The sequence below is a fragment of the Leisingera sp. S232 genome (genome assembly GCF_049800895.1).
Taxonomy (GTDB): Bacteria; Pseudomonadota; Alphaproteobacteria; order Rhodobacterales; family Rhodobacteraceae; genus Leisingera.
The window spans coordinates 26,099-53,077 of record NZ_JBNAFX010000011.1 but is presented as its reverse complement, the minus strand read 5'-3'; the positions used below and the strand labels follow the sequence as shown (position 1 = coordinate 53,077).

General features: G+C 60.9%; 25 protein-coding genes. 15 read left to right on the top strand and 10 right to left on the bottom strand.

Translation table 11 applies throughout. From position 1 onward, the window contains the following. The first annotated feature begins 15 nt into the window (after window positions 1-15). Both atpD and ACP151_RS09375 read left to right on the top strand, forming a co-directional pair. Complete coding sequence (atpD, locus tag ACP151_RS09380; protein WP_424978628.1) at window positions 16-1,440, top strand: F0F1 ATP synthase subunit beta; 1,425 nt, start codon at window positions 16-18, stop codon at window positions 1,438-1,440. Window positions 1,441-1,495: 55 nt separating this feature from the next. After that, complete coding sequence (locus ACP151_RS09375) at window positions 1,496-1,909, top strand: F0F1 ATP synthase subunit epsilon (protein WP_424978627.1); 414 nt, start codon at window positions 1,496-1,498, stop codon at window positions 1,907-1,909. A gap of 319 nt (window positions 1,910-2,228) precedes the next feature. On the opposite strand, the gene ACP151_RS09370 is transcribed toward ACP151_RS09375, so the two are convergent. The 3 genes from ACP151_RS09370 to ACP151_RS09360 all read right to left on the bottom strand — a co-directional run bounded on the left by ACP151_RS09370 (window position 2,229) and on the right by ACP151_RS09360 (window position 5,671). After that, a complete protein-coding gene (locus ACP151_RS09370; protein ID WP_424978626.1) occupies window positions 2,229-3,485 on the bottom strand; it encodes an O-antigen ligase domain-containing protein in 1,257 nt (418 codons plus the stop codon). After that, a complete protein-coding gene (locus ACP151_RS09365) occupies window positions 3,482-4,924 on the bottom strand; it encodes a hypothetical protein (protein ID WP_424978625.1) in 1,443 nt (480 codons plus the stop codon). The genes ACP151_RS09370 and ACP151_RS09365 overlap by 4 nt, the downstream gene beginning before the upstream one ends. Before the next feature lie 132 nt (window positions 4,925-5,056). Further along, window positions 5,057-5,671 (bottom strand): response regulator, encoded by a 615-nt coding sequence (locus tag ACP151_RS09360; RefSeq protein WP_424978624.1) that lies wholly within the window; start codon window positions 5,669-5,671, stop codon window positions 5,057-5,059. Between the two features lie 247 nt (window positions 5,672-5,918). Between ACP151_RS09360 and ACP151_RS09355 the strand changes: the two genes are divergently transcribed. The 4 genes from ACP151_RS09355 to ACP151_RS09340 all read left to right on the top strand — a co-directional run bounded on the left by ACP151_RS09355 (window position 5,919) and on the right by ACP151_RS09340 (window position 11,419). Further along, window positions 5,919-7,310 carry a WecB/TagA/CpsF family glycosyltransferase gene (locus tag ACP151_RS09355; protein ID WP_424978623.1) on the top strand — a complete coding sequence of 464 codons (1,392 nt, stop codon included), beginning with the start codon at window positions 5,919-5,921 and terminating at the stop codon, window positions 7,308-7,310. A gap of 23 nt (window positions 7,311-7,333) precedes the next feature. Next, window positions 7,334-8,221: a UTP--glucose-1-phosphate uridylyltransferase gene (locus tag ACP151_RS09350; protein ID WP_424978622.1), complete on the top strand. Its 888-nt coding sequence runs from the start codon at window positions 7,334-7,336 to the stop codon at window positions 8,219-8,221. A gap of 114 nt (window positions 8,222-8,335) precedes the next feature. Continuing rightward, window positions 8,336-8,830, top strand: coding sequence for a molybdopterin-dependent oxidoreductase (locus ACP151_RS09345; protein ID WP_424978621.1), 495 nt, complete (start codon window positions 8,336-8,338; stop codon window positions 8,828-8,830). 93 nt (window positions 8,831-8,923) lie between these two features. After that, window positions 8,924-11,419 (top strand): ATP-binding protein, encoded by a 2,496-nt coding sequence (locus ACP151_RS09340; protein ID WP_424978620.1) that lies wholly within the window; start codon window positions 8,924-8,926, stop codon window positions 11,417-11,419. Here the strand turns inward: ACP151_RS09340 and ACP151_RS09335 are convergent. Beyond that, on the bottom strand, window positions 11,416-12,612 hold the full coding sequence (locus tag ACP151_RS09335; protein ID WP_424978619.1) for a polysaccharide biosynthesis/export family protein: 1,197 nt from the start codon (window positions 12,610-12,612) through the stop codon (window positions 11,416-11,418). The genes ACP151_RS09340 and ACP151_RS09335 overlap by 4 nt on opposite strands. A gap of 200 nt (window positions 12,613-12,812) precedes the next feature. On the opposite strand from ACP151_RS09335, the gene ACP151_RS09330 reads away from it, so the two are divergent. The 7 genes from ACP151_RS09330 to ACP151_RS09300 all read left to right on the top strand — a co-directional run bounded on the left by ACP151_RS09330 (window position 12,813) and on the right by ACP151_RS09300 (window position 20,653). Further along, window positions 12,813-14,048: an oligosaccharide flippase family protein gene (locus ACP151_RS09330; protein WP_424978618.1), complete on the top strand. Its 1,236-nt coding sequence runs from the start codon at window positions 12,813-12,815 to the stop codon at window positions 14,046-14,048. Window positions 14,049-14,051: 3 nt separating this feature from the next. Continuing rightward, window positions 14,052-14,975, top strand: coding sequence for a glycosyltransferase family 2 protein (locus tag ACP151_RS09325; RefSeq protein WP_424978617.1), 924 nt, complete (start codon window positions 14,052-14,054; stop codon window positions 14,973-14,975). Between the two features lie 20 nt (window positions 14,976-14,995). Further along, window positions 14,996-15,994, top strand: a complete 999-nt coding sequence (locus ACP151_RS09320; protein ID WP_424978616.1) for a glycosyltransferase family 2 protein — start codon at window positions 14,996-14,998, stop codon at window positions 15,992-15,994. Beyond that, window positions 15,991-16,998, top strand: coding sequence for a glycosyltransferase (locus tag ACP151_RS09315; protein ID WP_424978615.1), 1,008 nt, complete (start codon window positions 15,991-15,993; stop codon window positions 16,996-16,998). The genes ACP151_RS09320 and ACP151_RS09315 overlap by 4 nt, the downstream gene beginning before the upstream one ends. A 65-nt stretch (window positions 16,999-17,063) precedes the next feature. Next, complete coding sequence (locus ACP151_RS09310; RefSeq protein ID WP_424978614.1) at window positions 17,064-18,665, top strand: class I SAM-dependent methyltransferase; 1,602 nt, start codon at window positions 17,064-17,066, stop codon at window positions 18,663-18,665. 115 nt (window positions 18,666-18,780) lie between these two features. Beyond that, window positions 18,781-19,998, top strand: a complete 1,218-nt coding sequence (locus ACP151_RS09305; RefSeq protein WP_424978613.1) for a PAS domain-containing protein — start codon at window positions 18,781-18,783, stop codon at window positions 19,996-19,998. Between the two features lie 304 nt (window positions 19,999-20,302). Next, window positions 20,303-20,653, top strand: a complete 351-nt coding sequence (locus ACP151_RS09300) for an H-type lectin domain-containing protein (RefSeq protein WP_424978612.1) — start codon at window positions 20,303-20,305, stop codon at window positions 20,651-20,653. A 6-nt stretch (window positions 20,654-20,659) separates the two neighbouring features. Here the strand turns inward: ACP151_RS09300 and ACP151_RS09295 are convergent, their stop codons facing one another. Then, a complete protein-coding gene (locus ACP151_RS09295; protein ID WP_424978611.1) occupies window positions 20,660-20,896 on the bottom strand; it encodes a hypothetical protein in 237 nt (78 codons plus the stop codon). 184 nt (window positions 20,897-21,080) lie between these two features. Next, a complete protein-coding gene (locus tag ACP151_RS09290) occupies window positions 21,081-22,103 on the bottom strand; it encodes a ribose-phosphate pyrophosphokinase (RefSeq protein WP_424978610.1) in 1,023 nt (340 codons plus the stop codon). A gap of 107 nt (window positions 22,104-22,210) precedes the next feature. Here ACP151_RS09290 and ACP151_RS09285 point away from each other — a divergent pair, with 107 nt between their 5' ends. Together ACP151_RS09285 and ACP151_RS09280 are read left to right on the top strand one after the other, a co-directional pair. Next, a complete protein-coding gene (locus ACP151_RS09285; protein WP_424978609.1) occupies window positions 22,211-22,813 on the top strand; it encodes a 2-hydroxychromene-2-carboxylate isomerase in 603 nt (200 codons plus the stop codon). Between the two features lie 247 nt (window positions 22,814-23,060). After that, complete coding sequence (locus ACP151_RS09280; RefSeq protein WP_424978608.1) at window positions 23,061-23,819, top strand: nuclear transport factor 2 family protein; 759 nt, start codon at window positions 23,061-23,063, stop codon at window positions 23,817-23,819. Window positions 23,820-23,918: 99 nt separating this feature from the next. Here ACP151_RS09280 and ACP151_RS09275 read toward each other — a convergent pair whose 3' ends face one another. The 4 genes from ACP151_RS09275 to ACP151_RS09260 form a co-directional block, all read right to left on the bottom strand. After that, complete coding sequence (locus ACP151_RS09275; protein WP_424978607.1) at window positions 23,919-24,071, bottom strand: hypothetical protein; 153 nt, start codon at window positions 24,069-24,071, stop codon at window positions 23,919-23,921. A gap of 439 nt (window positions 24,072-24,510) precedes the next feature. Beyond that, on the bottom strand, window positions 24,511-25,545 hold the full coding sequence (locus tag ACP151_RS09270) for a threonine aldolase family protein (RefSeq protein ID WP_424978606.1): 1,035 nt from the start codon (window positions 25,543-25,545) through the stop codon (window positions 24,511-24,513). 25 nt (window positions 25,546-25,570) lie between these two features. Further along, window positions 25,571-26,050, bottom strand: coding sequence for a YcgN family cysteine cluster protein (locus ACP151_RS09265; protein WP_424978605.1), 480 nt, complete (start codon window positions 26,048-26,050; stop codon window positions 25,571-25,573). Next, window positions 26,047-26,979, bottom strand: a complete 933-nt coding sequence (locus ACP151_RS09260; protein WP_424978604.1) for a bifunctional riboflavin kinase/FAD synthetase — start codon at window positions 26,977-26,979, stop codon at window positions 26,047-26,049. Before ACP151_RS09260 ends, ACP151_RS09265 begins: the two co-directional genes overlap by 4 nt.

Genomic DNA, 26,979 nt, shown 5'->3' with positions numbered 1-26,979 from the left:
ACCGGAGACCAACAAATGGCAAATGCAAAAGGCAAGGTGACTCAGATCATCGGCGCCGTTGTGGACGTCCAGTTTGACGACCACCTGCCCGCAATTCTGAACGCACTGAACACTGAGAACGACGGTAAGACCCTGGTTCTGGAAGTGTCCCAGCACCTCGGCGAAAACACTGTCCGCTGCATCGCGATGGACGCGACCGAGGGCCTGGTCCGCGGTCAGGCGGTGGAAGACACCGGCGCCCCGATCTCGATCCCGGTCGGCAACGCCACCCTGGGCCGCATCCTGAACGTCGTGGGTGAGCCCGTGGACGAAAAGGGTCCGGTGAACGCAACCGAGACCCGCGCGATCCACCAGCCCGCACCGGAATTCAACGACCAGTCCACCGAATCCGAAGTTCTGGTGACCGGCATCAAGGTTATCGACCTGCTGGCGCCTTACTCCAAAGGCGGCAAAATCGGCCTGTTCGGCGGCGCTGGCGTGGGCAAGACCGTTCTGATCATGGAACTGATCAACAACATCGCCAAAGTGCACTCGGGTTACTCCGTGTTTGCCGGTGTTGGTGAACGGACCCGTGAAGGCAATGACCTGTACTGGGAAATGATCGAATCCAACGTGATCAAGCCCGACAACCTGGAAGAATCCCAGGTTGCCCTGGTTTACGGTCAGATGAACGAACCTCCGGGAGCCCGTGCCCGTGTTGCACTGACCGGCCTGACCCTGGCCGAACAGTTCCGCGACCAGTCCGGCACCGACGTTCTGTTCTTCGTGGACAACATCTTCCGCTTTACCCAGGCGGGTTCGGAAGTGTCCGCTCTCTTGGGCCGTATTCCTTCGGCGGTGGGCTACCAGCCGACCCTGGCCACCGACATGGGCGCCATGCAGGAACGCATCACCTCCACCAAGAACGGCTCGATCACCTCGATCCAGGCGGTTTACGTTCCGGCGGACGACCTTACTGACCCGGCACCGGCAACCACCTTTGCCCACCTCGACGCGACCACCGTTCTTAACCGTGCGATCTCGGAACTCGGCATCTACCCGGCTGTGGACCCGCTGGACTCCTCGTCGCGCCTGATGGACCCGCAGATCGTTGGCGAAGAGCACTATGCAGTGGCTTCCGACGTTCAGCAGATCCTCCAGCGCTACAAGTCGCTGCAGGACATCATCGCGATCCTCGGCATGGACGAACTGTCGGAAGAGGACAAGCTGACTGTTGCGCGTGCGCGTAAGATCCAGCGTTTCCTGTCCCAGCCGTTTGACGTTGCGAAGGTCTTCACCGGCTCCGACGGTGTCCAGGTTTCCCTGGAAGACACCATCTCGTCGTTCAAGGCCGTTGTGGCCGGCGAATACGACCACCTGCCCGAAGGCGCCTTCTACATGGTTGGCGGCATCGACGAAGTGATCGCCAAAGCCGAGAAGATGGCTGCGGAAGCCGCCTAAGAACGGAATTTCCCCCGGGCCTCAAGGTGCGGGGGAACCCTGAAAGGAGGCCCCAATGGCACAAACGATGCAATTCGACCTCGTCAGCCCCGAGCGGAGCCTGGCTTCGCTGCAGGCCAGCGCGGTTCAGATCCCCGGAGCCGAGGGTGACATGACGGCGATGCCTCAGCACGCGCCGACCATCACCACCCTGCGCCCCGGCGTGCTGAAGGTCGAAAGCCCCGAAGGCAACGCGGACTATCTGGTCACCGGCGGTTTTGCTGAAATCGCAGGCGACAGCCTGTCGGTTCTGGCCGAACGTGCGATCCCGATGGCTGAAATGACCCGCGATCAGATGAACACGCTGATCGAGGAAGCTCGCGAGATGTACAAGACCGCAAAAGAGGAAGACCAGCCCCACGGGTTGGTCGAGGACGCAGCCAAGCTGCTCGCCGACATGGAAGCCCTGGGCACCCACATGTCCCTCTGATCCATATGCGGACTGGACGATTTTGAAACCGGCTCCTGTTTGGGGCCGGTTTCTTTTTAGGGCAGGGCCTGCCCGTCTATCAGCACGGACGCACAGGCATTGCTGCATGGCAGAGACGCCGAAAAAGCGCGCGATCACGGCTGTAAAGCCGCACAGATCGGGCCGGGAAAAGCTGCCGGACCTGCCGACTGATACAGGCAATTCAGAAACAAGTGTTGGCCCACGCTCCACGCCGCTTTGCGGACACCGTCCAGAGCTGGCAGCCTAGCCGGCAGGTAAGGCTGAAGCGAAGGTCTGTCTGCACGAAACGGCCACTGGCCTATGTCGCGTCAGCTTCGCGAAGATGAACGCCAAGGAGGATCAGGCCCGGCCAAAGCATATAAGTTTCGATTTCAATGTTTTCCCCGAACGAGAGCAGCACCATTGTCATCAGTATTCCCAGCGGCAGGCGGCCCCGTGTGTGTTTTGCTGCATCTGCCATGACAAAGCCGATATGCCAGACTAGCGGAATGAGCAGTGCCGCAAAACCGGCAGCACCTTTGACGAACAGCAGCCCGTACCAGGTGTGATGGCTGCCGATGGGCATATATTCAACCGCATGGGATCCGGGTTGAACTGTGCCGTGGCCAAACCAGACGGCTTCGGTCTGCCAGCGCTCGCTGGCGATCCGTTGCAGAGTCTCTCGGACCCGGGTGCTGTCAGCCCTTGCCGATTTGAATGCGGCCACCGCATCGCCAGCCAGCCCCGCCAATGTGCTGCCAGTGATCGCCAACGAGGCTGTCAGCCCTGCAGCGGTATGCCAGGCCCAGCTGCGCAGGATCAGGGGCATCATGCGCGGTGCAACGGTACAGGCCACCAGCCCCACCAGCCCCATCCGGGACTTTGACGCCAGAATCATCAGGACTCCTGCGGCAACTCCGGCCAGCATCCATGTGCGGTCTTTTTCTTCCAGCGCAAACAGCACCATGATGACACCCAGCAGCGCCGCGAAAGGCGACCAGGGGGCATAGAATTGCCAGCGCGGTGTCCAGCTGGCCGGATCATAGGTGAACAGGTAAAGGCTGAAATACTCCGGCCCCGGCCCGCCAACCGCCTGCAGCGGCGAAGTGAAGATGCGTTCGGGCAAGCCAAGGTAAGGCGCAGCCAGCAAAAGCGGCGCCACGGCCAGGGTCCAGGCCCCGATCACGCATTGCCCCCGGATCAGGATCTCGCGGCGGATTGGCAGCACTGCACCAATGAGCGGGAACAGGGCCAGCAGCGCCCAGCCTTTGGCCCAGCCGATCGACGACTTGATTGTCTTCTTGAGGCCAAGCCCCCAGTCGAGATGCCCGATCCACAGCGCAACAAGCATGATGGCCATGCCGATGATCCAGGCCCAGATCAGCGCTGGAACCGGTCCGGTTGCACGCAGATCCGGGCGGATTGCCGGGCCCAGATACAGCGCCAGAACCGTCAGTGCACCCAGAATCCAGGCCAGAACAGGACCGACAATGTAAAGCGCACCAACCGCGTAAAAAGGCCAAGTCAGGACCATGGCGCGGTAGATCATCCGCTCTACCGGGTTCTGCGAGGTCATGCTTCTGCCCTGGGAGCGACCAGAAGACGGCCGATCACCGCCGACCTGATCCAGCCCAGCATCAGCGCGACCAGCAGCATGAAGCTGGCCGCTGCCCCGGCAGCAAAGGCAAGCATCCGATCAGGTGAAGAGGGGCGTTCTGGAAGGGACGGGTTCTCCAGCACTTGCACCAGCGGGTAGGAGGCGTAGACATCCGATTTCGCGGACTGGTTTCGGGCGATAGCAGAGGCAAACACTGCTTCGGCCACAGAAAAATCGCGCTGCAGATCCTTTAGCCGCGCCGCGCCGGCTGACAACCGCCGCAGACGGGTCTGCTCGAACACCAGACGCTGGGTCAAAGCTTCATGTTGTCGGGCGGTTCCTCTGCGTTCCGCATCCATCCGTACAAGCTGGGCCAGCAGCTCTGCCCGCGCTCCGTCCGGGGCCAAATCCAGCCTTTTCAGTTCATCAAACTGGATCCCTGTTACGGCGGCTGCCTGTTGGCTTGCACTGTGGTCCGCCGCAGCCTGGGCAGTTCGGGCGGCTTGTACCTTGGGGTGCCCTTCACCATAAGACGCGCGGGCTTGGGCCAGTTTTGCTGCGTGGACGGCGCTTTCGTCTTTCAGGGCCAAGAAATCTGCATCAGCAAAAAGCTTCAAGGTTGCCGCGGCGGCGGCGGCGGGGATGCCCAAGGTTTGCTCAAGTGCGGCGACACTTTGTGTTTTTTCCTGCAAGACTGCCGCCAGACTTTCAACCCGGCCTTCCAGTTCTCGGGTGTCTTCGACCATCGCATCAAATTCATCCCCTGACAGCAGCCCAGAGGATTTTTGCAGCTGGCTGATGTCCCTGCGGGTGGCCGCCACAGACCGCTGATAGTCAACGATTGCTGCCAGGCCGCTGTCCTCGCGGGTGGCCTTTTCATCTTGTCTCAGCGCGTCCAGTTCCTCGAAGAACGCCTGCAGCAGGGCGTCGCCGCGCTGCTGGGCATCGTGGGCGCTGGTGCCGGTCATCTCGACGTGGATCAGGCTGGTCTGATCCACCAGCCGGATTCGCGGCTTGCCGAAATCCCGGCGGGTCAATCCCATCGCGGCGGCCGCAGCGGCTAGGATACGGTCGGCACCGATCAGGCGCTTATAGGTTTCGGTCGGGCTGACAGAGTTGCTGGCAAAAGCGGAATTGGCATAGGAGGACGCCTGGCCGATGCCATTGAGGTTCATCGAGGCCGAGGCGCCGGACCCGGGCAGGATGAGCGACGCATGCGACTTGAAAACCAGCGGAGCCGTCTGCAAGTAGCCGTTGACCGGGGCCCAGATCAATGCCAGCCCCAGCAGGCAAAACGCCAGATAGCGGCGGAGGCGGCTGCTGTCGCCCAGGCTCCCCCCGACAATGATACGGCGGAGGGATATCCGGTGCCAAAGCCGCTGCGGAGCATCAAGTTTTCCGGCAAGTTTCTGCAGCATGTCAGTCTCCTTCAATCAGAGACTATCTTGGCCAGCTGCCTGCCGGGATTGCGCGCAAGGTTATCCCGCTGCGCATCCGTATTCGCGACTATCCAATGGGGTAGGAGACAGGTCTTTGCCCCTTGCAGGCAGTCAGAACAGACCGGCCTCCCGCGCGGCCAAAGCTGCCTGGGTGCGGTTGGCAACGTCCAGCTTTCGGTACAGCGTTTTCATATGCAGCTTCACAGTGGGTTCGGTAATGTCCAGATCACGGGCGATTTCCTTGTTGGACTTGCCTTCGGTCAGGCCCTTCAGAACCTGCAGCTCGCGCGGTGACAGTTTTTCGGCCAGCGGGTGGTCTGTTTCAGGATCTGCAGCGGTCATGAAATCAATGGGGGCATATTGTTCCCCCATCGCCATGAACTTGACTGCATTGATCATTGATTTTGCCGGCAGGGTTTTTGGCACAAACCCGGCGGCGCCGGCCTCCAGCGCCTGTTCGGCGATCTGGCGGGTGGCAGCACCCGACATCAGTGCAACCCGCTGCCCGTTTCTCATGGCCATCGCCCGCTTGAGGCCAGCCAGACCATTCATGCCGGGCATATTGAGATCCAGCAGGATGAGATCAAAGGGATCTTCGGTCTCAATCAGCTTGCACGCCTGATCCAGATCCGCTGCGGTGCTGGTCTTGATCGACCCTTGGCCTTCCAGGAACAGAACAAGCGTATCGCGCAGCAGGTCGTGGTCATCGGCAATCAGTACTCTCATAACGTGCTCCTTGCTCCCTTCCTTTACACGTAGCGCGTGAATGCGGCGCTTGCACGGCAAAAGTCGTGCGTTTTCGCCGCAGCCTGGAAAGCATTTGGATAGATTCAGATCCGGGCGGATAGGTGCACAGGCCGCAAGGCAAGCCTGGAATGCCAACGGGGGCCAAACCTGTCCGCCCGCTCCGTTGAGGGGCGGAGCCGCTTGCAACAGTCTGAGAGCAACCACTGGTAGCTCAAGGACTTAGCAGATGACACTTGCATATTCCTCTTCCATCTTCAGTGATGGCTGTGCGGTCAAACCCCGCCGTCTGGACAGGGCTTACCTGCCTGCGCTGGACCTCAACCTGGCTGACGGCAGCACCGATCAGGCTGTTGCCAAGCTGCTGTCGCCAGGCCGCAGACGTGTGTTTTTCATAAATGCGCATTGCTGCAATGTCCGCCGCCGTAACCCGCAATACGCAAAGGCTGTCGCAGCGGCAGATCTCCTGTTGCCGGACGGTATCGGAGTTGAACTGGCGGCGAAATTCACCGGTCACTCGCTGACCGCGAATTTGAACGGCACCGATTTTGTGCCGCAGCTGTTGCAACGTGCAGCCAGCATGGGAAAATCGGTCTTTCTGTTCGGCGGTCGGCCGGGCGTGGCCGATGCCGCCGCGGCGCGGCTGGTCTATGACATCCCCGGCCTGCGTATCGCCGGCACCCGTGACGGGTATCAGGGCGCGCAGGACACCCGGGCGGTGATCGCAGACATCAACGAAAGCGGCGCCAGTATCCTGCTGGTCGCGCTTGGTGTGCCGAAGCAGGAACTTTGGCTGCACCGCAATGCAAAACATCTGAAGGCCGACCTGACCCTAGGAGTGGGTGCGCTGTTTGACTTTCTGTCCGGTTCAGTTGCACGGGCGCCGGAACCGGTCAGGGCAGCAAGGATGGAATGGGTGTGGCGGCTGGCGATGGAACCGCGACGGATGGCACGCCGCTACCTGACCGGAAACGTCAGCTTTCTGGCCCATGCCGGGCTGGCAGCATTGCGGCACAAGCGACTCGCCGACCTTCAGCAGCGTGCGCTGGATATCACGCTGGCATTTTCGGCGCTGCTGCTGTTGTCACCCTTGCTGCTGCTGGCTGCACTGGCAGTAAGGGCAGACAGCAAGGGGGCGGCGATTTTCAAACAGACGAGGGTCGGGCTGAACGGCAAGACCTTTACCATGTACAAGTTCCGCTCGATGACGACAGATGCCGAAGCCCGGCGGGCGGATGTCCTGAACGTCTCAGACCGGGACGGGCTCTGCTTCAAATCGCGTCAGGATCCACGGATTACCCGTGTTGGCCGCTGGCTGCGCCGGACCTCCACTGATGAGCTGCCGCAATTGTTCAACGTGCTGCGCGGGGAGATGTCCATCGTCGGCCCGCGTCCGGCGCTGCCCTGCGAGGTTGCAGATTATCCGCCCCGGGCGCTTGGTCGTCTGAAGGTCAAGCCGGGTATCACTGGCGTCTGGCAAGTGTCCGGCCGGGCCGCAGTCGGCTTCAAAGAAATGATCGAGATGGACCTCGGCTACATCAAGGCCCGCTCGCTCAAGCTGAACCTCCAGCTCATCCTTAGAACCTTTGGCGCGGTCATTTCCGGCCGCGGTGCCTATTGACTTTACATTCCAGGAGACAAGAAATGACACATATCCGCAAAGCTGTTTTCCCGGTTGCCGGCATGGGAACCCGTTTTCTGCCCGCCACCAAATCCATCCCCAAAGAGATGCTGCCGCTGGTGGACCGTCCGCTGATCCAATACGCGGTGGATGAGGCGCGGGAGGCGGGGATCGAAGAGTTCATCTTTGTCACGGCCGCAGGCAAAGCTGCGCTGGAGGATTACTTTGACACTGCCGCTGCGCTGGAAAACACCCTGCAATCGCGCGGCAAGACAGCGGCGCTTGAGGCCATCGCACGCACCCGGATGCCAGAGGGGACATTGTCATTTGTGCGCCAAAGCAAGCCTTTGGGCCTGGGCCACGCTGTGGGATTGGCGGCCCGTCTGGTCGGAGATGAACCCTTTGCGGTACTGCTGCCGGACGACGTGATCCGTGCGCCGCGCGGGGCACTGCGCCAGATGGTGGAGACCCATGCCGCAAACCCTGGGCACATGGTGGCAACCATGAAAGTTGCACGCCACCAAACCTCCTCCTACGGCATCCTGGATGTTGCGCGTGAGGTCGGAAAACTCACTCATGCCCGCGGAATGGTTGAAAAACCGGAGCCCGCACAGGCTCCCTCAGCACATGCAGTCGTTGGCCGCTATATTCTGGAGCCTTCGATTTTCACCGCTCTGGCCGCCTTGAAACCGGGCGCAGGCGGAGAATTGCAGCTGACCGACGCCATCAATGCGGATCTTCCCTCAGCCGGCGTAACCGGGTTCCGGTTTGACGGCGAACGGTTTGATTGCGGCAGTGTACTAGGATTTGTACAGGCGACGGCAGCCTTTGCTTTGGACCGGCCGGAGCTGGCCCACGAATTGTCCGGCTTTCTTGCCGGACGTGTCGCACCCGTTCCGCAGGCGGCATGAATGCGGGACCTATTCGAAAGGATAGGCGGGTATCCGTGTAACCTTTTGGCCTCTGCGCCAGGTTGTGCCATATCTGGGTCAATCAGCAAGGGAAGCCGTGCAATGCTCTTTAAAATGCTCAAATTACTTGCAATCTCCGTTTTTGCCGCGCAGCCGCTGGCAGCGGGGAACCTGGGCCACCCCGCCGGTGAGGTGGTTCTGACCGTGACCGGCGCCCCAACAGCGGAAGACGCCGGAGGAGCCGTGCGGTTCGATCTGGGCATGCTGGCTGAGCTGAGGTCAGTGGAGTTTGAAACCTCGACAATCTGGACGCAGGGCGTACAGAGTTTTGAAGGGGTGCCGCTGGTTCAGCTGGTTGACCATCTGGGCATCACTGGAACCACATTGCGGGCCACCGCGATCAACGACTATGCGGTGGACATCCCACTGGCGGATGCTGTCCAAGGGGGGCCGATCATTGCCTATAAGCATAATGGCAGGGAAATGTCTGTGCGTGACAAGGGGCCGCTGTGGATTGTTTACCCTTATGACAGCAAAACGGAATATCAATCAGAGGTGGTTTATTCCCGCAGCATCTGGCAGCTCGACCGCATCGATGTGATCAAGTAGCGAACCGTTCGACAGCGCATGCGTTCGCCTGGCTGCCCGCATAGGAGTAGGAAGGCAATGGTCGGCAGAAGACGGAGCAGGATCTGGTTGCGGTTGGGTGCCTTTGTCCTGCCGGCCCTTTTGGGCCTGGCTGCCATTGCTGTCCTGGCGCTCAATGTGTCCCGCGACATCACACGGCTGAACTCAGCCAGTTCCGACAATATTCAATGGAACCTGTCTCAGACCGAAGTGGAGTTCCTTCAGTTCAACCTGGAGTTGTCGCAGGCGCAGCTGGAACAGTCACCGGACTTTCGCAGCCTCCGGCGGCGGTTTGATGTGTTTTTCAGCCGCATCCGGACGCTGCAGCAGGCGTCTATCTACAGCGAATTGCGTCAAGTCCCAGAGTTTGCCGCCAATCTGGCAACAGTCGACGCCTACCTGAAAGCGGTCGTGCCTGACATCGACAGTGAGACCAGCGCCTTGCAGGAAGCCTTGCCTATCCTCAAGGCGCAATCGGAGGCAATCCGCCCGGATGTCCGCAGCCTCTCTGTTTCCGGTCTCAATTATTTTGCCGAGGAATCGGATTTCCGGCGCAACGCCCTGTCTGGAACCTTGAAGCAGCTGGCTGTTGCGATTGCAGTGCTGGTTGCCGCCTTGACGGTGCTGGCTTGCTATCTTGCGGTTTTGAATACGCAAAACGTGCGGCGGCGTACCCAGGCCATTGAAGCCAGTGAGCGGATGAATATTGTGACAGGCACATCCCTGGATGCGGTGATCGTTGCAGATACGCAGGGCCGGATCATGGATTTCAATGCCGCCGCCGAACAGATTTTCGGCTTTTCTGCCAAAGACGCGCTGGGGTGCGATCTGGGCGGGCTGATTGTGCCCGAACATCTCCGTTCTGCGCATCAGGCTGGCATGGCGCGTTTGCGCGAAACAGGGGAAAAACGTGTCGTGGGCCGCGGGCGGGTCAAGCTCGAAGCGGTGCGGGCGAGCGGCGAAGTCTTCCCGGTGGAGCTGGCCATCCAGTCAGCGCAGACCAGGGAAGGTGACATTTACATCGCGTTTCTACGGGATATCTCCAGTCAGGTGCAGGCCGAGGCGGAGCTTGTTCTGGCCCGCGACCGGGCCATGGCCGGCGAGAAAGCCAAAACCGATTTTCTGGCCACCATGAGCCATGAAATCCGGACTCCGCTGAACGGGCTGCTGGGCAATCTGACACTGCTGGAGGATACCCGGCTCAGCGCGCGGCAATCCCGTTACATCCGCAATATGCAGACGTCCGGCAAGCTGCTGATGAGCCATATTTCGGATGTTCTGGACATCACGAAATTCGATGCGGGCAAGCTGCATCTGCGCAGGGTGGACATGAACATCAGCGATGTGCTGAAGGACATCGTGGACAGTCTCAGCGGCGCAGCGGCGGGCAACGGCAGCACCTTGGAGTGGGGCTGGACCGGGGCGCCGCTCAACTGGGTGCACGCAGATCAGGACCGCATTCAGCACATTCTGATGAACGTTGTTGGCAATGCGGTCAAATTCACAAAAAACGGGCGGATTTCCATCACTGCTCAGTCCACTGCAGCAGCGGAAGGAAAACGCACCCTGTGCATTTCAGTGCAGGATACCGGCCCAGGGATCGATCCAGACCTGCTGCCGCATATCTTCGATGATTTCGCAACCGGGGACAGCTCCTATGATCGAGAGGTCGGGGGGACAGGGCTGGGTCTGGGCATTGCCCAGCGGTTCGCGAAATCCATGGGCGGCGACATCACAGTTGAAAGCACCCCGGGCGAAGGCAGCGTGTTTGATGTCAGTTTCCCGGTTCAGCCCATTGCGCCACCTGAACAGCAGGGGACAGCCCCGGATGCTCAGGCCGACGGCAAACGGGCAAACATCCTTCTGGTGGAGGACAATGAAATCAACCGCTATGTCGCGCGGGAGATGCTGACCGCTCAGGGGCATTTTGTGACCGAAGCGCATAATGGGCAGCAAGCGGTTGAGATCGCCGCTGACACGGCTTTTGATCTGATTCTGATGGATATCAGCATGCCGGTCATGGACGGGCGCAGTGCTACACGGGCAATCCGGGCAGGTAACGGCGCGTCAGCGCGCGCACCGATTGTCGCGGTGACCGCAAACGCAATGGCCGAAGAACAGGAAGCCTTTCTGAAGGACGGCATGAATGATGTGCTGACAAAACCTTTGACGCGTGATGGCCTGCTGCAATTGATTGCAGACCAGTCTTCCCCGGTTCCGCCTGCTCTGCCAGAACCGGCCAGAGCTGCACAGTGGTCGCAGCAGCGAATTGAACTGGAAGAAACAGTTGGTGCCGAGACGTTGCAACCGCTGCTGGACCGCTTTGCAGCCGAAATGGAAGACTTCCTCAAAGTCCTTGAAAACGGGCAGGATTTGGCAGCGAATGAAACCGCAACCCAAGCCCACCGGATCGCCGGCAGCGCCGCAACCTTCGGGCTTCCAGAGCTGCGAAGTGCTCTGATCCGTCTCGAAAAAGCGGCACTCAGCCAGGACCGTCAGGCGGCAAATGACGCGCTGAATCCTTTGCGAGATGCCTGGGTCGCCACCAGGCCGGTGCTCAACCCGACCTAGTAGTTGAAGGCGCCGATGAGACGGCCGACCTCTCCCAGGTTGGTGAGTGTGCTGTCATAGCAGGCAATGGCATCCCCGGGCAGAAGGAAAGGGTCATAGTCATCCCTGTCGGCACGGCGCAGCATGTCTTCGATCCTGCGTTCGATCACAACCGACACTTGGGTAACAGGGTTGCGGGAAAACAGGACGGAAGATCGGTGTGCGCTTGTGGCGCGGGCGCCGCCGACGCAGTTGGTATCCACCACTGCCTGCAGATACCGCGTGCCATAGGGAAACTCGCGCACCTCGCGGCCAATCGCAGAGATCGCGTTACCAGCTGCCGGCTGGGTGAGGTTCGACAAGAACAGTGTCACCCCTGGCGGGCTGATGGGGCTGGGCCGCATCAGATCTTCCTGAAAACACCCGCGGCTGGGCACATGCACCTGATCACCTGTCAGCAGCATGATGTCGACGGCGTTCCGGCCTTCGAACACGCCGCGCATGTCCAGCCGGTAGAGGCTGCTGCCGCGCCGCACCTCAACTGCTGAAATATCTGCATCCGGACGTACCCCGCCTGCCGCACGCAATGCGGCCGACAGGTTGCGCGCCTCGGTTGAGGCCCCCAGTGCGCCCTGCCTGCGGGAATCCACGATGTCCCCCGGGACACCGCCGATTTCCACAGCCTTGGGCTCGAAAACGGCTCCTGAAACACCCACCGTGACTGAGGCAAAATCAGCGGCCCGGACCGATATACGCGGCCGGTCAGAATAGAAATCAGCGGCGATCAGTTTCGCAGCAATGTCGTTCTCGATCTGGATGGCGGTTCGCCCCTGCGCACGGATCGGCGCAAGGAAGGGAAGTTTCAGCGTGCCATCCCGCGAAATGACATAATCGCCATTGAAAGTCTCATCATCACCGATGCGCAGGTTCACCAGATCATTGCGTGAGAACCGTTCACCTGCCAGCGCAGCCTGTGCGGTTCCGGCCCCTTTGCCGCCGGTTCCGCCCGCGGCAGGGCGGCACTTGGACTCGTTCATTCTTTGCGACTGCAGGAAACCGGCTGCGCTGCGAGAGACCTCAGGTTCACGGTATTGCGCCTGATACCCGTCACCAGAGGCAACCGGTTCCAGGTTGTCCGGCGGGTCGATCTGCACGCAGCCGCCCAAAGACAAAACCGCCAGAATTGCCGTTCCATTTCTGAGAGGTGACTTCATTGAAATTCTCGCGGGATCACTGCGGGTTGCATTTGTGATACGGAATTCGGCCACAGCGGTCGAGAGCCCGTTGATATTGCAGCGCTATCCAAAGGGATATGTGCCAGTTCTGTTGCACCAATGCCCTGTCCCGGGGGGCAAGGGACGGCAGGTGCGTCTGCCCGGTATGACTTGATCCTACACATTATGGACAGGTCCCGATGCCTCGCACTTTGCACATTCCCTGCTTCACAAAGAACCTCTTTGCCTATGGTGCGTCAGAAGCGGCTGCCAAGATATCGCGGCTTCTTGTGGTTGTCGCTGTGGCCCGCACGCTGGACCTGGATCAGATCGGTATAGCTGCGGCTGCTTTGGCTGTCGCTGACATTGTCAAATCGCTGACGGAAAACGGCGTCATTCAAAAGATCATCGCGGCGCCGCAGGCTCAGCTGCAGCAGATTTGCGCAACTGCACACCGCATTTTCTGGGTCTGGTGCACCGGCTTGTTTCTGTTTCAGTCGCTGGTTGGAATTGTACTTTATGCCAACGGCGGCAGCGAAATGCTGCTGGCACTGATCCTTATTCTGGCGGGTGAATACCTGTTCATGCCCGCCGGTCTGGTGCAGGCAGGCCTTGCCATGAGAGCAGGAAAGCTGCGCCAGACTGCCGCCATTTCGGGTGCGCAGATCGTGGCCTCGAACCTGATGTCGGTTGTGCTGGCGCTGCTTTGGCCGTCGGCTCTTGTGCTGGTGCTGCCGCGGCTGCTGACAGCGCTGCTCTGGCTGATTGCCATGCGCCGCCTGCATCCCTGGCGCCCCGATCCGTCCCAGGGGCATGCGCCGCTGCGCCCGTTCCTGTCCTATGGATGGGCGGTTCTGGGCGTCGAACTGGTCAAAGCGCTGCGCTTGCAGGCAGACAAGGTTGTCGTGGGCGCGCTGATGGGGGCAGAGACGCTGGGCCTTTACTTCATGGCTTTCAATGCCGGTCTCAGCCTGTCCAACTCCTTCACCGTGGCTTTCTCGACGGTTCTGTTTCCGCATCTCTGTGCCAGCGCCGACAAGCTGCAGGCGCTGCGCCAAAGCGTGGTGCTGGCGGTTTCGATCATCGCACCGGCCGTCATCGCGCAATCGCTGCTGGCCCCGCTCTATGTCCCAGTCCTGTTCGGGGCGCGCTGGGCAGGCATCGACGGCGTGGTGTCGATCCTGTGCCTTGTGGCGATCCCGACTACGCTGTGGTCCGCCACCGCTGGCTGGCTGCGGGCAAACGGCCGACCTGGGCAGGAATTCCGGGTCACGCTTGCCACCACCGGGGCGCTGATCCTGAACACCTGCCTGCTTGCCCCCTACGGCCTGACAGCCGTTGCCGCCGGCTATGCCACGGTCGCCACGCTGATGATGACCCTGGCATCGCTGCCGACCCTCTCCACGGCCTTCCGCCACCGCACCGCAGAGGTTTGAGACATGCCCTTTTTCTCCGTCGTCATCCCCAGCTTCAACGCTGCCACCACGATCCTGGCAACCCTGGCGGGGCTTCAGTCCCAACATTGCACCGACTGGGAGGCCATCGTGGTTGATGACGGGTCAACGGACGAGACCCGCTCCCTGGTGTCGCACGCGGGCCGGTCGGATACCCGGATCCGGCTGGTCTGCAACCCCGGGAAAGGCCCCAGTGCGGCCCGCAATTTTGGCGCGATGGAACACGCCCGAGGCGCCGTGATCGCATTTTGCGATGCAGACGACATTTGGCATCCCGGGAAACTTGCCGGGCTTACAAGCAGTTTCAAGGATCCTTCGGTGCACGGTGCCTATGGTCGGATCGGCTTTTTCCGCACAGCACCTTCAGATGCCCATGTGTTTTCAACGGTGCCCGGTCGCGATGTGACAATCGGCATGCTGCTGGGGGAAAACCCGGTTTGCACGATGTCGAACATTGCCGTGCGGCGCAGCGTCTTTGCCGCAACCGGCGGCTTTGACGAAACAATGGTCCATAATGAAGATCTGGAGTGGCTGATCCGACTGGTCGGCAGCGGTGCGCGGGTGATCGGAATAGACAGCCTGCATACCTACTACCGCACGTCTGTTGGCGGTCTGTCGTCGGATCTTGAGGCAATGCGGGCAGGCCGTGAACAGGCAATTGCAACCGCTGCGCGCTTTGGCGTGGTTCCAAGCGCCGCCGCGCATGCCATTCATCACCGCTATCTTGCCCGCCGGGCGCTCCGCCTGAATGGGCCTCCGGCTTTTGCCTTGAAACAAGCCGTGTGCGGCATTTTCAAAAGCCCGCGCGGATTTTTTTCCCCGTTCCGCCGCGGAAGCCTGACATTAGCTGGCTCACTGCTGGCACCGGTCCTGCCCCGGCAGATGCGCCGGAACTTGTTTTCCCGCTAACTTTTCCGAGGTACTCATCCATGGCCTTCACATCGATTGTCGTTCCCGCTTTCAATGCCGAGAAAACTCTCGCTGATACGCTTTGCTCCTTGCAACGTCAGACCTGTACAGACTTTGAGGTCCTTGTTGTCAATGACGGTTCCTCTGACAAAACCGCCGCCATCGCTGCTGGTTTTTGTGGTGATCCGCGTTTCCACGTGATCCACCAGAAGAACCGTGGCCTGGCCGGGGCGCGCAATACAGGGATTGCCCGGGCGAAGGGGGATCTCGTGGCCTTTTGCGACGCAGACGATATGTGGGAGCCTGAAAAGCTGGCCTGTCATCGCTGCCATCTGGCGGCCTCCCCTACGGTGGGGATCAGCTATGCCGGGTCCGCCTTGATTTCGGAAGACGGCGTGCTGACAGGCCAGGCGCAGCGGCCAAGGCTGCACAATGTTGATGCGGGGCATATTTTTAAACGCAACCCGGTCGGAAACGGATCTGCCGCCGTGATCCGTCGGGCAGTGTTTGACGAAATTGCCTTCCGACCCCGGTCCGAAACCGAACGCGACTGGTATTTTGATGAAACATTCCGCCAATCCGAGGACATCGAGTGCTGGCTGCGGATTGCCTTGACAACCAGCTGGGCCTTCGAAGGAATCCCGGGCCTGCTCACACGCTACCGGATCAATTCCGGCGGGCTTTCGGCGGCGACAGACCGCCAGCTTGCTGCATGGGAACGGATGGTGAGCAAGCTGTCCCGGATCAGTCCCAAGTTTTTTGCTGAAGAAACGGTTGTGGCACGGGCCTATCAGCTCCGTTACCTCAACCGGCGCGCCATCAGCGATCTGGACCGCCGCCGTGCCGTACATCTTGCCAGGGCATGGCTTGCCTGTGCCCGGCGGCCGCTTTGGGAGGAACCGTTAAAATCGGGGGCAACGCTGGCGGCAACTGCGCTGCTTGCCATCTCTGGGCCGAAACCCCTGCGCAAAGCAATGAAACTGGCCGCCCGGACCACCCGGCCTGAGGCCATGTCATGAACCCTGTCCGCGTAACCCACCTGGTCGACGACACCACTGCCGGCGGCGTGATGCGCGTTATCGACCACATGATGACAACACCGGATCTGGCGCAGGCGGCTAACCACAGCTTGCTGGAATTGAACCGCAACAAGCGTTGCGCGGCGCGGGTCGAGGCGGATGTGATCATATCGCATCTTGCGATCAGCTGGCGCCTTCTCCCCTATCTGGTCTCCCTGCGAGCCCTGAACCCCACGGCCCGGCTTGTTCACGTTGAGCACAGTTACACCCGAAATTTCACTGCCCTGAATGTCAGGCGCAAAGGGCGGTTCGAAGCTCTTCTCAAGCTCTCGTATGCTGTGTTCCACGATGTTGTTGCCGTCAGCGCCGCACAAGGCCAGTGGCTGCGAAGACAGGGCTTTGTGCGGCCGGGCGCCTTGCATGTCATTCCGTCCTGCGTGGATCTGTCCGGTTTCCGGAAACTGGCTCCTCCGGCGGGCGCAGTGCTGACAATCGGAGCCATTGGGCGATTGGAGCCGCAAAAGGGCTTTGATATTCTGATCCGGGCTTTTCGCGGCATTCGCGGCCCGGGTCCTGTCCTGCATATCTATGGGCAAGGGGCGGAAGAGCAATCGCTCCGCAGCCTCGCCGCTGGCGACCCCCGCATCCTTTTCAAAGGCTTTTCCGCCAACCCGGTGGAAGCCATGGCCGATCTTGATGCGGTTATGATGCCATCACGGTGGGAGGCCTACGGGCTGGTTTCAATTGAAACCCTGGCTGCGGGGCGCAGGCTGCTTGTCAGTGATGCCGATGGGTTGACGGACCATGTGGCTCAAGGCGCCACCTTGGTCGACGGCCTGGGAAACAAGTCCTGGCAGAACGCATTGGAAGACCTCTTTGCAGCCCCGCCGCGCCCCTGCAGGCCAGGCAGCACTCATAACTACGAAAAACTTTTTGCCGACAGTTGGAAGGCACTGTGCCTGCGTCCCGAGACCGGGCGCCGCGGAAAATCCTGCGCTTCTTAACCCAATTCTTACAAAATTTTCCGAAATTGCCCTGCATGACATGTTCCCAATCTGCAGGATTTTCCGTGACAAACTGGACTTCCGGCTATGTCGCCGGCATCGACTATACCTATGACTTCCATCGCCAGCTGACACCGTCGCTGCTGGGCTTCACTGCAACGCGCCAGGGGCTCAGGCACGGGCTGGATGGCGACCAGCTTACCTATTGCGAACTGGGCTGCGGCCAGGGGTTTTCCGCCAACCTTCTGGCAGCCGCCAATCCGCATATTGAATTTCACGCGATGGACTTCAGCCCCTCCCACATTGCGGGCGCTCGCGAACTGGCGCAGGAGGCTGCGCTGGACAACATCCGCTTTCACGAACGCAGCTTTGAGGATTTTGGCGAAACCTCGGGCCTGCCGGCCGCCTTCGACGTCATCGCGCTGCACGGGGTCTACAGCTGGGTCTCGCAGGAAAACCGCCAGCATATTCTCAACTTCATTTCCGACCGGCTGAAACCCGGCGGTCTTGTCTATGTCAGCTGCAATACGCAGCCGGGCTGGGCGGCTTCTGTCCCCTTGCGCCGCATTCTCACCAGCCGGGCAGAACAGGGCAGGGGCACCTTGCCGGAACGGATCAGCGAGGCGATGGGGTTTGCCCGCCGTCTGGCCGGTGCCGGTGGCGGCTACTTCGGGAAGAACCCGGCGGCTGCCGCTCGCCTCGATCATCTGGCATCTATGCCTGACAATTACACGGCGCATGAGTATTTCAACAAGGACTGGACCCCTTTCTTCTTTGAAGATCTGGCGGCTGAGCTGGGCTCGGCCAAGCTCAGCTTTGCAGGTTCTGTCAGCCTGCTGGACAATCTGGACTGTGTCCGTTTCACGCCGCAGCAGCAGGCCCTGCTGGATGAGGAAGGCGACCCGGTCCGCCGAGAAGGCTTGCGTGACGTTCTGCTGGACGAGCACTTCCGCAGCGACGTTTTTGTCAAGGGCGGGCGCGCCCATACCCCGCGGGGTGAAGTCGGAGCCTGGTTCGCCGCCACATTGGCACTGACCCGACCCTACAGCGGCGGGGTGCTCAAATTCCATCATCGTGGTCAGGATGTGCCGCTGGATCAGGCAGAGTATGCACCGGTTCTGCAGGCGCTTGCCCAAGGTCCCGCCACCGTGCGCAGCCTGCTGGATCAGGGCGCGTTCGGCACGATGCAGTGGGGGGATATCACCCGGATGCTGACGGTGCTGGCAGGCGTCGGCCAAATCGCCCCTGCGTTGCCGCTGGACGGGCTGGAGAGCCGAGCCGCGGCCTGCCGTGCCTTCAACCTGGCGATCTGCAAACGCGCGGAGGAAAGCGATGTGCTGCGTCATCTGGCCTCTCCTGTCACTGGTGGCGGTGTGGAACTGGACCGGTTTGAACAGCTGTTCCTTCTGGCCCGCAGCAAAGGGCTGGAAACGCCTGCAGAATGGGCGGATCTGGCCTGGCGCATCTTGGCCCCGCAGGGCCAGCGCTTGCAGCACGAGGGCCGGGTGCTGGAGACGGAAGAGGAAAACCTGGCACTGCTGCGCGCCCGCGCGAGCCATTTCGCCGCCCGCCGCCTACCGCTTTGCGAAAGCCTTGGCCTGACGCTGGAGGCTCCCGGATGCGTTCCTGCACAGGATCAGGAACAGGCAAAGGGGACCGCTGCCTGAACCGGGCAGCCACGGGGCGGAAAAACATGTATGGCCCGCCCCGCATTAGCAATTTGAAAAGCAGTCACCAGTAAAACAGGGTTTGTACGAGACAACCACTAACAGGAACCGTAACGTGTCCTTTGAAGACCGCGCTCTGGCTGCTCAATCCAATGGCCGGGAATCGGCTTTTGCCCTTGATGAAGTGTTCTTTTCCCGCACCGACACCCGCGGTGTGATTACGGCCGGGAATGCCGTGTTCAGCCGGGTTGCCAAACACCCGCTGGAGGAGCTTCTGGGCGCCCCGCACAAGATCATCCGCCACCCGGATATGCCGCGCGCCGTGTTCCAGATCCTGTGGGACACCATCAACGCCGGCGGCACTGTCGGTGCCTATGTCAAAAACCGCGCCAAGGACGGCAGCTATTATTGGGTCTTTGCGGTGGTTACGCCCTGCGACGGCGGCTACCTGTCTGCCCGGATCAAGCCGACCAGCCCGCTGTTCAAGACAGTCGTGCAGGAATACGCGACCTTGCGCCAGGCAGAGCAGGCAGAGGAGCTGAATCCATCGGCCAGCGCTGCACGGCTGCTGGCCCGCCTCAAGGAGCTGGGCTTTGCCACCTACAATGATTTTGCAGGTCACGCTCTGGCGGAGGAACTGCTGGCCCGCGATGTGGGCTTGAACCGCCCGGCCTGTCCGCGGCTGGCAGCTCATCGTGAAATGCACAGCACCGCCAGCCAGCTGTTTGAGGAAACCGAGGCATTGGTGCAGGAATTCGAATCCATGCGCACCATTCCGCATAATCTGCGGGTCATTGCCTCGCGGATTGAACCTGCGGGTGGCCCGGTGACGGTCCTGTCCCAGAACTACAGCGCGATGTCGCGCGATATGTCGAACTGGTTCGAAGCCCATGTCTGGGGCAAGGACAGCAACTTCCGTGCGATCAAAGGCACGGTTACAGCCGCCACTTTTGTTGAGGGCCTGGCCCGAATTCTGACCGAATGCGCCCGCCAGCTGGAGCAGGAAGGCACCGTTGCTGCGGTCGATATCCCGCATGAGCAGGGTATTCTGAACCAACTGACAGAGGAACAGTTCGGCAAGGCCCGGCGCAGCCTGCAGGACATCCGGTTTGAGGCCGACCGCATCCAGAAAGCCTGCCAGACCCTGCACCGGCATTTCATGGCGCTCACAACGACCCGTGTGCTGTGCAAGATCGAATGCGCGCGGCTGGGCAATGTCGGGGAATCGCTGAATTCGATCATCGATGAACTGGGCGTGTTCCAGGACCGGATTTCCACCCGGCTGGAACAAATCACTGAACTCAGCACCGCGCTCGCCTCGGAAGAAAGCTGACCCTGTTCCCTGGCAGCCTGTTTCGCCCTGATGATGTTCATTGCCGCCGGTTTGGACACTGGGAGGATGATTTGAGGGTATTCAAACATCGCTCAGACCCCAATCGCAAACCAGTTTGCCTTTCAGAGAGCTGTCCCGCTTGCGAAATGTCATCTGGTGGGGGGGCGGCAGCACACCCGTGCAAAAGACCTCCGCCCGGCCAAGAGGTCGATCAGCAACAGGCCAGCTGCGGAAAGGACTGGTTTCTAGAACTCCCTGCTGTATGGCTTACTCTGATTGGCAGGCAATACGCTTGGGAGCCGGAATGAAAAGACTGCGCAATCCCCGAACCGGGGTCGAACAGGGCGATACCGAAGTCTTCTCGGATTTCGAGAGCGGCGGCGAGATGTGGACCGGCTCAGGCCCGCGCATGCGGCGCCGGGGGGTGGAGTTTTCCTCGGCTTTTGCCCGTCCGCCGGCAGTGCATGTATCGGTGTCGCTCTGGGACATGGACACGTCGGCAGCCATTCGGGCTGAACTGGTGGCAGAGAACATCACCTGCCAGGGCTTTGATATTGTTTTCCGAACCTGGGCCGACAGCCGCGCCGCCCGTCTGCGCGCCACATGGATGGCCATCGGCGAACTGCCGTATGCCGACGACTGGGATGTGGATTGAAGACTGTCACAGGGCACCGTCAGGGACAGTAACGCCACATTGCACGGTGGGCCCGACACCGGCTTTGTGAAAGGCGGGGCAGACCATGACACTCTCACCGGCAACAGTGGCAAAAGTGGCGATGGCTGGCCGTAGGTTGGCTGCCAAAATGTGAGCATCTGGTTCCGCAGTTTCGGCGCCAAATGGCAAAAACATGTAACCGCCTATCATAGCATTGAAATTCATGACGTTGCGATCGTGCATGGAGGCAAAGAGTTACCATTTTCCCACCGCATTTAGGTCACGGTGATCAGCGGCTGGCAGTCTTGGGTGGAAATTTGCTTTGGGTTTTCGGCAGTGGCGAGGTGGCAGACACCGCTGCGACACTGCGCGAATAAAAAGCCCCGCAAAAGGCGGGGCTTTCTGAAGTCCGGGAAGCGGGGCTAACTCAGCCGCCGTTGGAATACAGGTTCTCGTAGATCGGAACCAGTGTCTTGTCCTCAAACAGCGACGACACAGAGGTGCCGTGCCAGATGTTCAGGATCGCCTGGGTGAACAGCGGCGCGGTCGGCAGAATGCGGATATTGGGCGCGGCGGCCACGGCCTCGGTCGGCTGGATCGAGTCGGTCAGCACCAGCGATTTCATCACCGAATTGGTGACACGCTCCACCGCCGGGCCGCTCATCACACCGTGGGTGATATAGGCGTGCACTTCCTTGGCGCCGTTGTCCAGCAGCACCTGCGCTGCCTTGCACAGGGTGCCGGCGGTGTCGCACATGTCGTCGATGATCAGGCAGATCTTGTCTTTCACATCACCGATCACGGTCATCTCGGCCACTTCACCGGCCTTCTCGCGGCGCTTGTCGACAATCGACAGCGGCGCGTTGATGCGCTTGGCCAGCTCGCGCGCGCGGGCAACGCCGCCCACATCGGGCGACACCACCATCAGCTCATCCATCCGGTCCTTGAACTGGTCCTTCACGTCCAGTGCAAAGATCGGCGAAGCATAAAGGTTGTCCACCGGAATATCGAAAAACCCCTGGATCTGGGCGGCGTGCAGGTCCATGGTCAGCACCCGTTCAATGCCCGCACCGGTCAGCATGTTGGCAACCAGTTTCGACGAGATCGGGGTGCGCGCCTTGGTGCGGCGGTCCTGGCGGGCATAGCCGAAATAGGGGATCACAGCGGTGATGCGCTGGGCCGAAGAGCGGCGCAGCGCGTCGGCGATGATCAACAGCTCCATCAGATTGTCATTAGCCGGGTTGGAGGTCGGCTGGATGATGAACATGTCCTCGCCACGGACGTTCTCATAGACTTCGACGAAGATTTCCCCGTCGTTGAACCGCTCGACGCGGGCATCCACCAGCCCCTGATCGACACCGCGGTGCAGGCTCATGCGGCGGGTAATGGCTTGGGCAAGAGGAAGGTTGGCGTTCCCAGCGATAAGCTTGGGTTCGTTCAAGGTCGGCATTGGCTGATATCCCCAGGCAGCAATGGCAATGTGTCAGATTCGTGATATTGAACCCCGCTTATCATGCACTTACTCTCGCGCAAAGTTCTAAGCGGGAGAAACAACCAATGGCAGCTTTCGATTATTACTTCTCAACCCTGTCTCCCTATGCATATCTGGCCGGCACAAGGCCTTGGGAGATTGCCGCCCGCCACGGCGCGGAGATCAATTGCAGGCCGCTGGACATCATGACGCTTTTTGCCCGCACCGGCGGCGTGCCGCCGGGCCAGCGCCACCCGTCGCGCCAGGAATACCGGCTGATCGAGATGGAGCGGCAGGCGGCAAGGCTGGACATGATGCTCAATCTGAAACCTGCCCATTGGCCCACCAATGCCGCTCCATCGTCTTACGCCATCATCGCGGCGCAGGCTGCTGGCGGCGGCGACATGGGCCATCTGGTGCATTCGATTCTCCGCGCCTGCTGGGCCGAAGAAAAGAATATCGCCGACGATGCGGTCATACGCGGCTGTCTAAAGGGCGCCGGCTTTGACCCAGCGCTGGTTGACAGCGGACTCCTGGCCGGCGCGGAAACCTATGCGCAAAACCTCGAGGATGCTGTCAGTGTCGGCGTCTTTGGTTCGCCGTTCTGGGTGACTGCGGACGGCACCCGGTTCTGGGGGCAGGACCGGCTCGCGGATCTGGACGCGCATCTGTCAGGTCAGGCGGGGTGAGCGCCCCCTTGCGCGTATTGCCAAGCATTTCGGGCATTGGTTCCGGATTGCTTTGCCCCTGCATTGCCTGCTGGTCCGGTTCAGTGCCTGGTGCGGTGCCGGGCACCGCGCAAATGCGGCCGGTCACCCATCCGACGGCAGCCGCTGTGCTGCTGTGCCGCTTCTGGCGGCCGATCTGACCCTTTGCACCGCCGCCATGGCTGCTGCAGGATGGTGGAACGCAACCCGCATCAAGGAGTCGGTGCACATGGCATCAAAGAAGGATCTGCTGAAAACCCTCCTCAAGGGTCTGGAGACCGGTGACCCCGCTGCGGCCGCGGTTGTCAACGAGGACAAATACATCCAGCACAACCCGCAGACACATGAGGGCAGCGAAGGGCTGGCGGTGCTGTTCGCCCGCCTTGCCAAAACCTCCCCGAAAGTCACTTTCAAACGGGTGTTTGAAGATGGCGACTTTGCCTTTGCCCATATCGAATATGATTTCTCTTCCCTGCGCGCCGCCTTTGAGGTGTTCCGGTTTGAGGAGGGGAAGGCAGTGGAGCATTGGGACAATATCCAGCCCTTGCGCGGCCCCAACCCGTCGGGGCGGAGTATGCAGGATGGAGCTGCGGAAATTGCCGATCTCGACCGAACCGAGGAGAACCGGGTACTGGCGCGGAACTACACCGAACAGGTGCTGATTGGGCGGCAACTGGACCTCCTGCCGGACTATGTCCGCACGGATCTAATCCAGCACAGCCCGGATCTGCCCGACGGGCTGCCCGCGCTGCGCTCAACCCTGGTGGATACGGTGAACGGCACAGCCACTACTCTGTATCAGGCACTCCACCGAGTGCTGGCAGAAGGCAACTTCGTACTCTGTGCCAGCGAGGGGCAGCGCAATGGCGTCAGCACCAGCTTTTATGATCTTTACCGGTTTGAAGACGGCAAAATCGCAGAACACTGGGATACGGTGGAAACCATTCCGCCGCGCAGTGACTGGAAGAACGATAACGGCAAATTCTGAAAAAGCTGCGCGCGCCCTGCTCGAAACACCGCTTCGACGCGCCGCAGGGGCGATGACGGGCGCTCGGTCTGTCTTTAAACAGGGCGCGCGCAGCTAACATCAATCGGCTATTCTGCCTGAAACCGATTTTCGGAGTTCAATCTGCGCCATCGGATGACTGTGCAAAACGGCATCTCCTTCAAGGGAAAACCGCAAAAGACCACCTATTTGTGGCGTGATATCGAACGCCGCACCAGGCGCGATGGCGTTCATATGCGCCTGCCTGCGCCCTATCTGCTGCCGGAACTGGTGCCGGGCATGTCCGAAGGTCGGGATGCGGCCCCAGGCCGCCTGCCGCTGCTGGTTCGAGAGTTCGAGAGTTCGAGCCTAGCCGCTCCGCAGGCGAAGATCCGAACCCTGGCGCCCCCCTCCAGACCGCAGGTCAGGGCCCGGCCCGGGTTTAGGCAGGGCCGCCTTGATCAGATCCACCGGGATGTTGGCCGATGGAACAGAGGATGTCATGAGGCTGGGCGTCTTTGGCGCGCCCAGCTTGGCCGAAGGCACAGAGATCCTCCGGGGCACCATCCGGCGCGAGGATGCATTTTCTTGGGCGCAAGGCAGCAATCAGCCGGAGATTTTCAGCTTCTTTCTGGTCTGAAATACCCCCGGGGGAGGCCCGTAAAGGGCCGGGGGCAGCGCCCCCTTGAGACAGTTACAACAGGGACAGAAACGCCTGGATATCCGTCTCTGGAAGCGACCAGTCGCAGACAAAACGGGCTGTCACCGGCTCTTCATCCGGACCTTCCAGCCCGCCGTCCCACAGGTGATAGGCGGCACCGGCTGCAAACAGCGCCTTATGCCGGGCGCGGGGCAGGGCGGCAAAAATCATATTGGCCTGCGTTGGATGGCTGAACTCTGCCCCGGCGGCCCGTAAACCGTCCGCCAGCATTGTCGCCTTGGCATTGGCCGCGCGGGCATTTTCCAACCACAGATCATCGCTAAGATAGGCCAGCATTTGTGCCGACAGGTAGCGGTGCTTGGAAAACAGCTGCGCGCCGCGCTTGCGGCGGTATTCAAACTCCTGCGCATGGTCGGGATCAAAGAAGACCACCGCTTCAACTCCCATACAGCCGTTCTTGGTGCCGCCGAAAGAGACCGCATCGACTCCCACTTTCCAGGTCATTTCCGCAGGCGTGCAGCCCAAAGATACCAGCGCATTGGTGAAGCGTGCGCCGTCCATATGCACCGGCAGCCCGTAAGCTTTTGCCACGTCGCACAATTCTGCCAGTTCCGGAACGCCGTAGAGGGTGCCGAATTCTGTCACTTGGGTCAGTGATACCGGCCCGCGCTGCGGCCCATGCACGCCACGGGTCTCCTCGCCCTCGATGGCGGCGCGCAGATCTGCAGGCGTCATCTTGTCCGCGCGGGTCGCCAGCGTCAGCTTGGCGCCGCCCATGAAGAACTCCGGCGCGTTGCATTCGTCCACATTGATATGGGCTGGGCCTGCGCAGAACACCGTCTGCCAGGGCTGCGTCAGGGTGGACAGCGCCAGCACATTGGCCGCCGTCCCGGTGGCCACCAGATAGACCACAGCCTCGGGTGCCTCGAAAATCTCCCGAATTTTCGCCGTCACCGCCTCCATCTCCGGGTCTGCGCCATAAGCCATGGCATAGCCTTGGTTCACCCTGGTCAGAGCCTCCATGATCTGCGGGGAAACCGGTCCGGAATTGTCAGAGGCAAAATGCATGGGGTAAACTCCTGCGGGAAGACTATCAGATGGGCTCGTCGATGATGTGGTCTTCCCACTCATCCTCGGAAACTTCGAACTCCGACACCGTCCAGCCGCGCACCGAAACACCAGCCTCATGGACGCTTTCAGGCGTGCCGGTCAGCAGCGGGTGCCACTTGGGCAGCGGTTTGCCCTGCCACAACAGGCGATAGGCGCAGGTCTGTGGCATCCAATAGGCATGGGTGTCCAGGTTTTCAGGCTTCAGCACGATGCATTCGGGGATGAACTGATGGCGGATCGGATACTGCGCACAGCGGCAGGTGCTGTCATCCATCAGGCGGCAGGCAACCCGGGTCAGCGCAACCTCGCCGGTCTCCTCATCTTCCAGCTTGTTCAGACAGCATTTGCCGCAGCCGTCGCACAGCGCTTCCCATTCCTTCTGGCTCAATCTGTCCAGCGGCTTCTTCTCCCAGAAGCGCTGGCCCAGGCCCGTACGGTCGATGACGTCTTTTGCAGGTTTCATAGCGCCGCCAGAATGTCGCGCGCTTCGGCGCAATCCGCATCCATCTGTGCAATCAGGGCATCCAGCCCGTCAAACGTCATCTCGGGCCGCAGAAACGCAATCAGCCCTACCGACAGTGTCGCGCCATAAAGATCGCCGGAGAAATCAAACAGGAAGGTCTCGATATTGGGCACCTCGCCGTCAAACATCGGCCGGACCCCGATTGACGCAGCCCCCAGGTAGCCGCCCGCATGCGGCCCGTCCAGGACATCCACCAGCACCGCATAAACGCCAAACCGCGGCTGGTGCAGCCCGTCGATCGACATATTGGCAGTGGGAAATCCCAATTCCCGCCCGCGCTGCTCGCCGCCGATCACGGTGCCCTCGATCCGGTGCCAATGGCCCAGCATCGCCTTGGCATCCGCAGGCCGACCCTCGCTCAGCGCATTGCGGATCGCAGTGGAGGAGACCGCGTGCTCGGAATATTCCATCAAGGGCGCAATAGTGACGCCAAAGCCGTACGCGGCGCCAAAACGCTGCAGGTCTTCCGGTGTGCCGCTCCGGCCTTTGCCGAAACAGAAATCAGCTCCCACCACCACATGGCGCAGCCCCAGCCCCTCGGAGATCACATCGCGGGCGAACTCCTCCGGCGTCAGGCGCGACAGCGCGGTGTTGAAGTTCAGCTCATAAAGCCGCTCCACCCCCAGCTTCTCCAGCCGGTGGGCGCGGGTCTCGGCGCGCATCAGCCGGAAGGCCGGCGCATCCGGCGTAAAATACTCCCGCGGATGCGGCTCAAAGGTCATCACCCCCAAAGGCGCGCCCGGCGCGGCCTGGCGGGCCAGCTCGATCACCGACTGATGGCCCAGATGGACACCATCGAAGTTGCCGATGGCAACAGTGGCGCCCCGGTCCTGGTCTTCGACGAATTCATAATCTCTGACGATACGCAT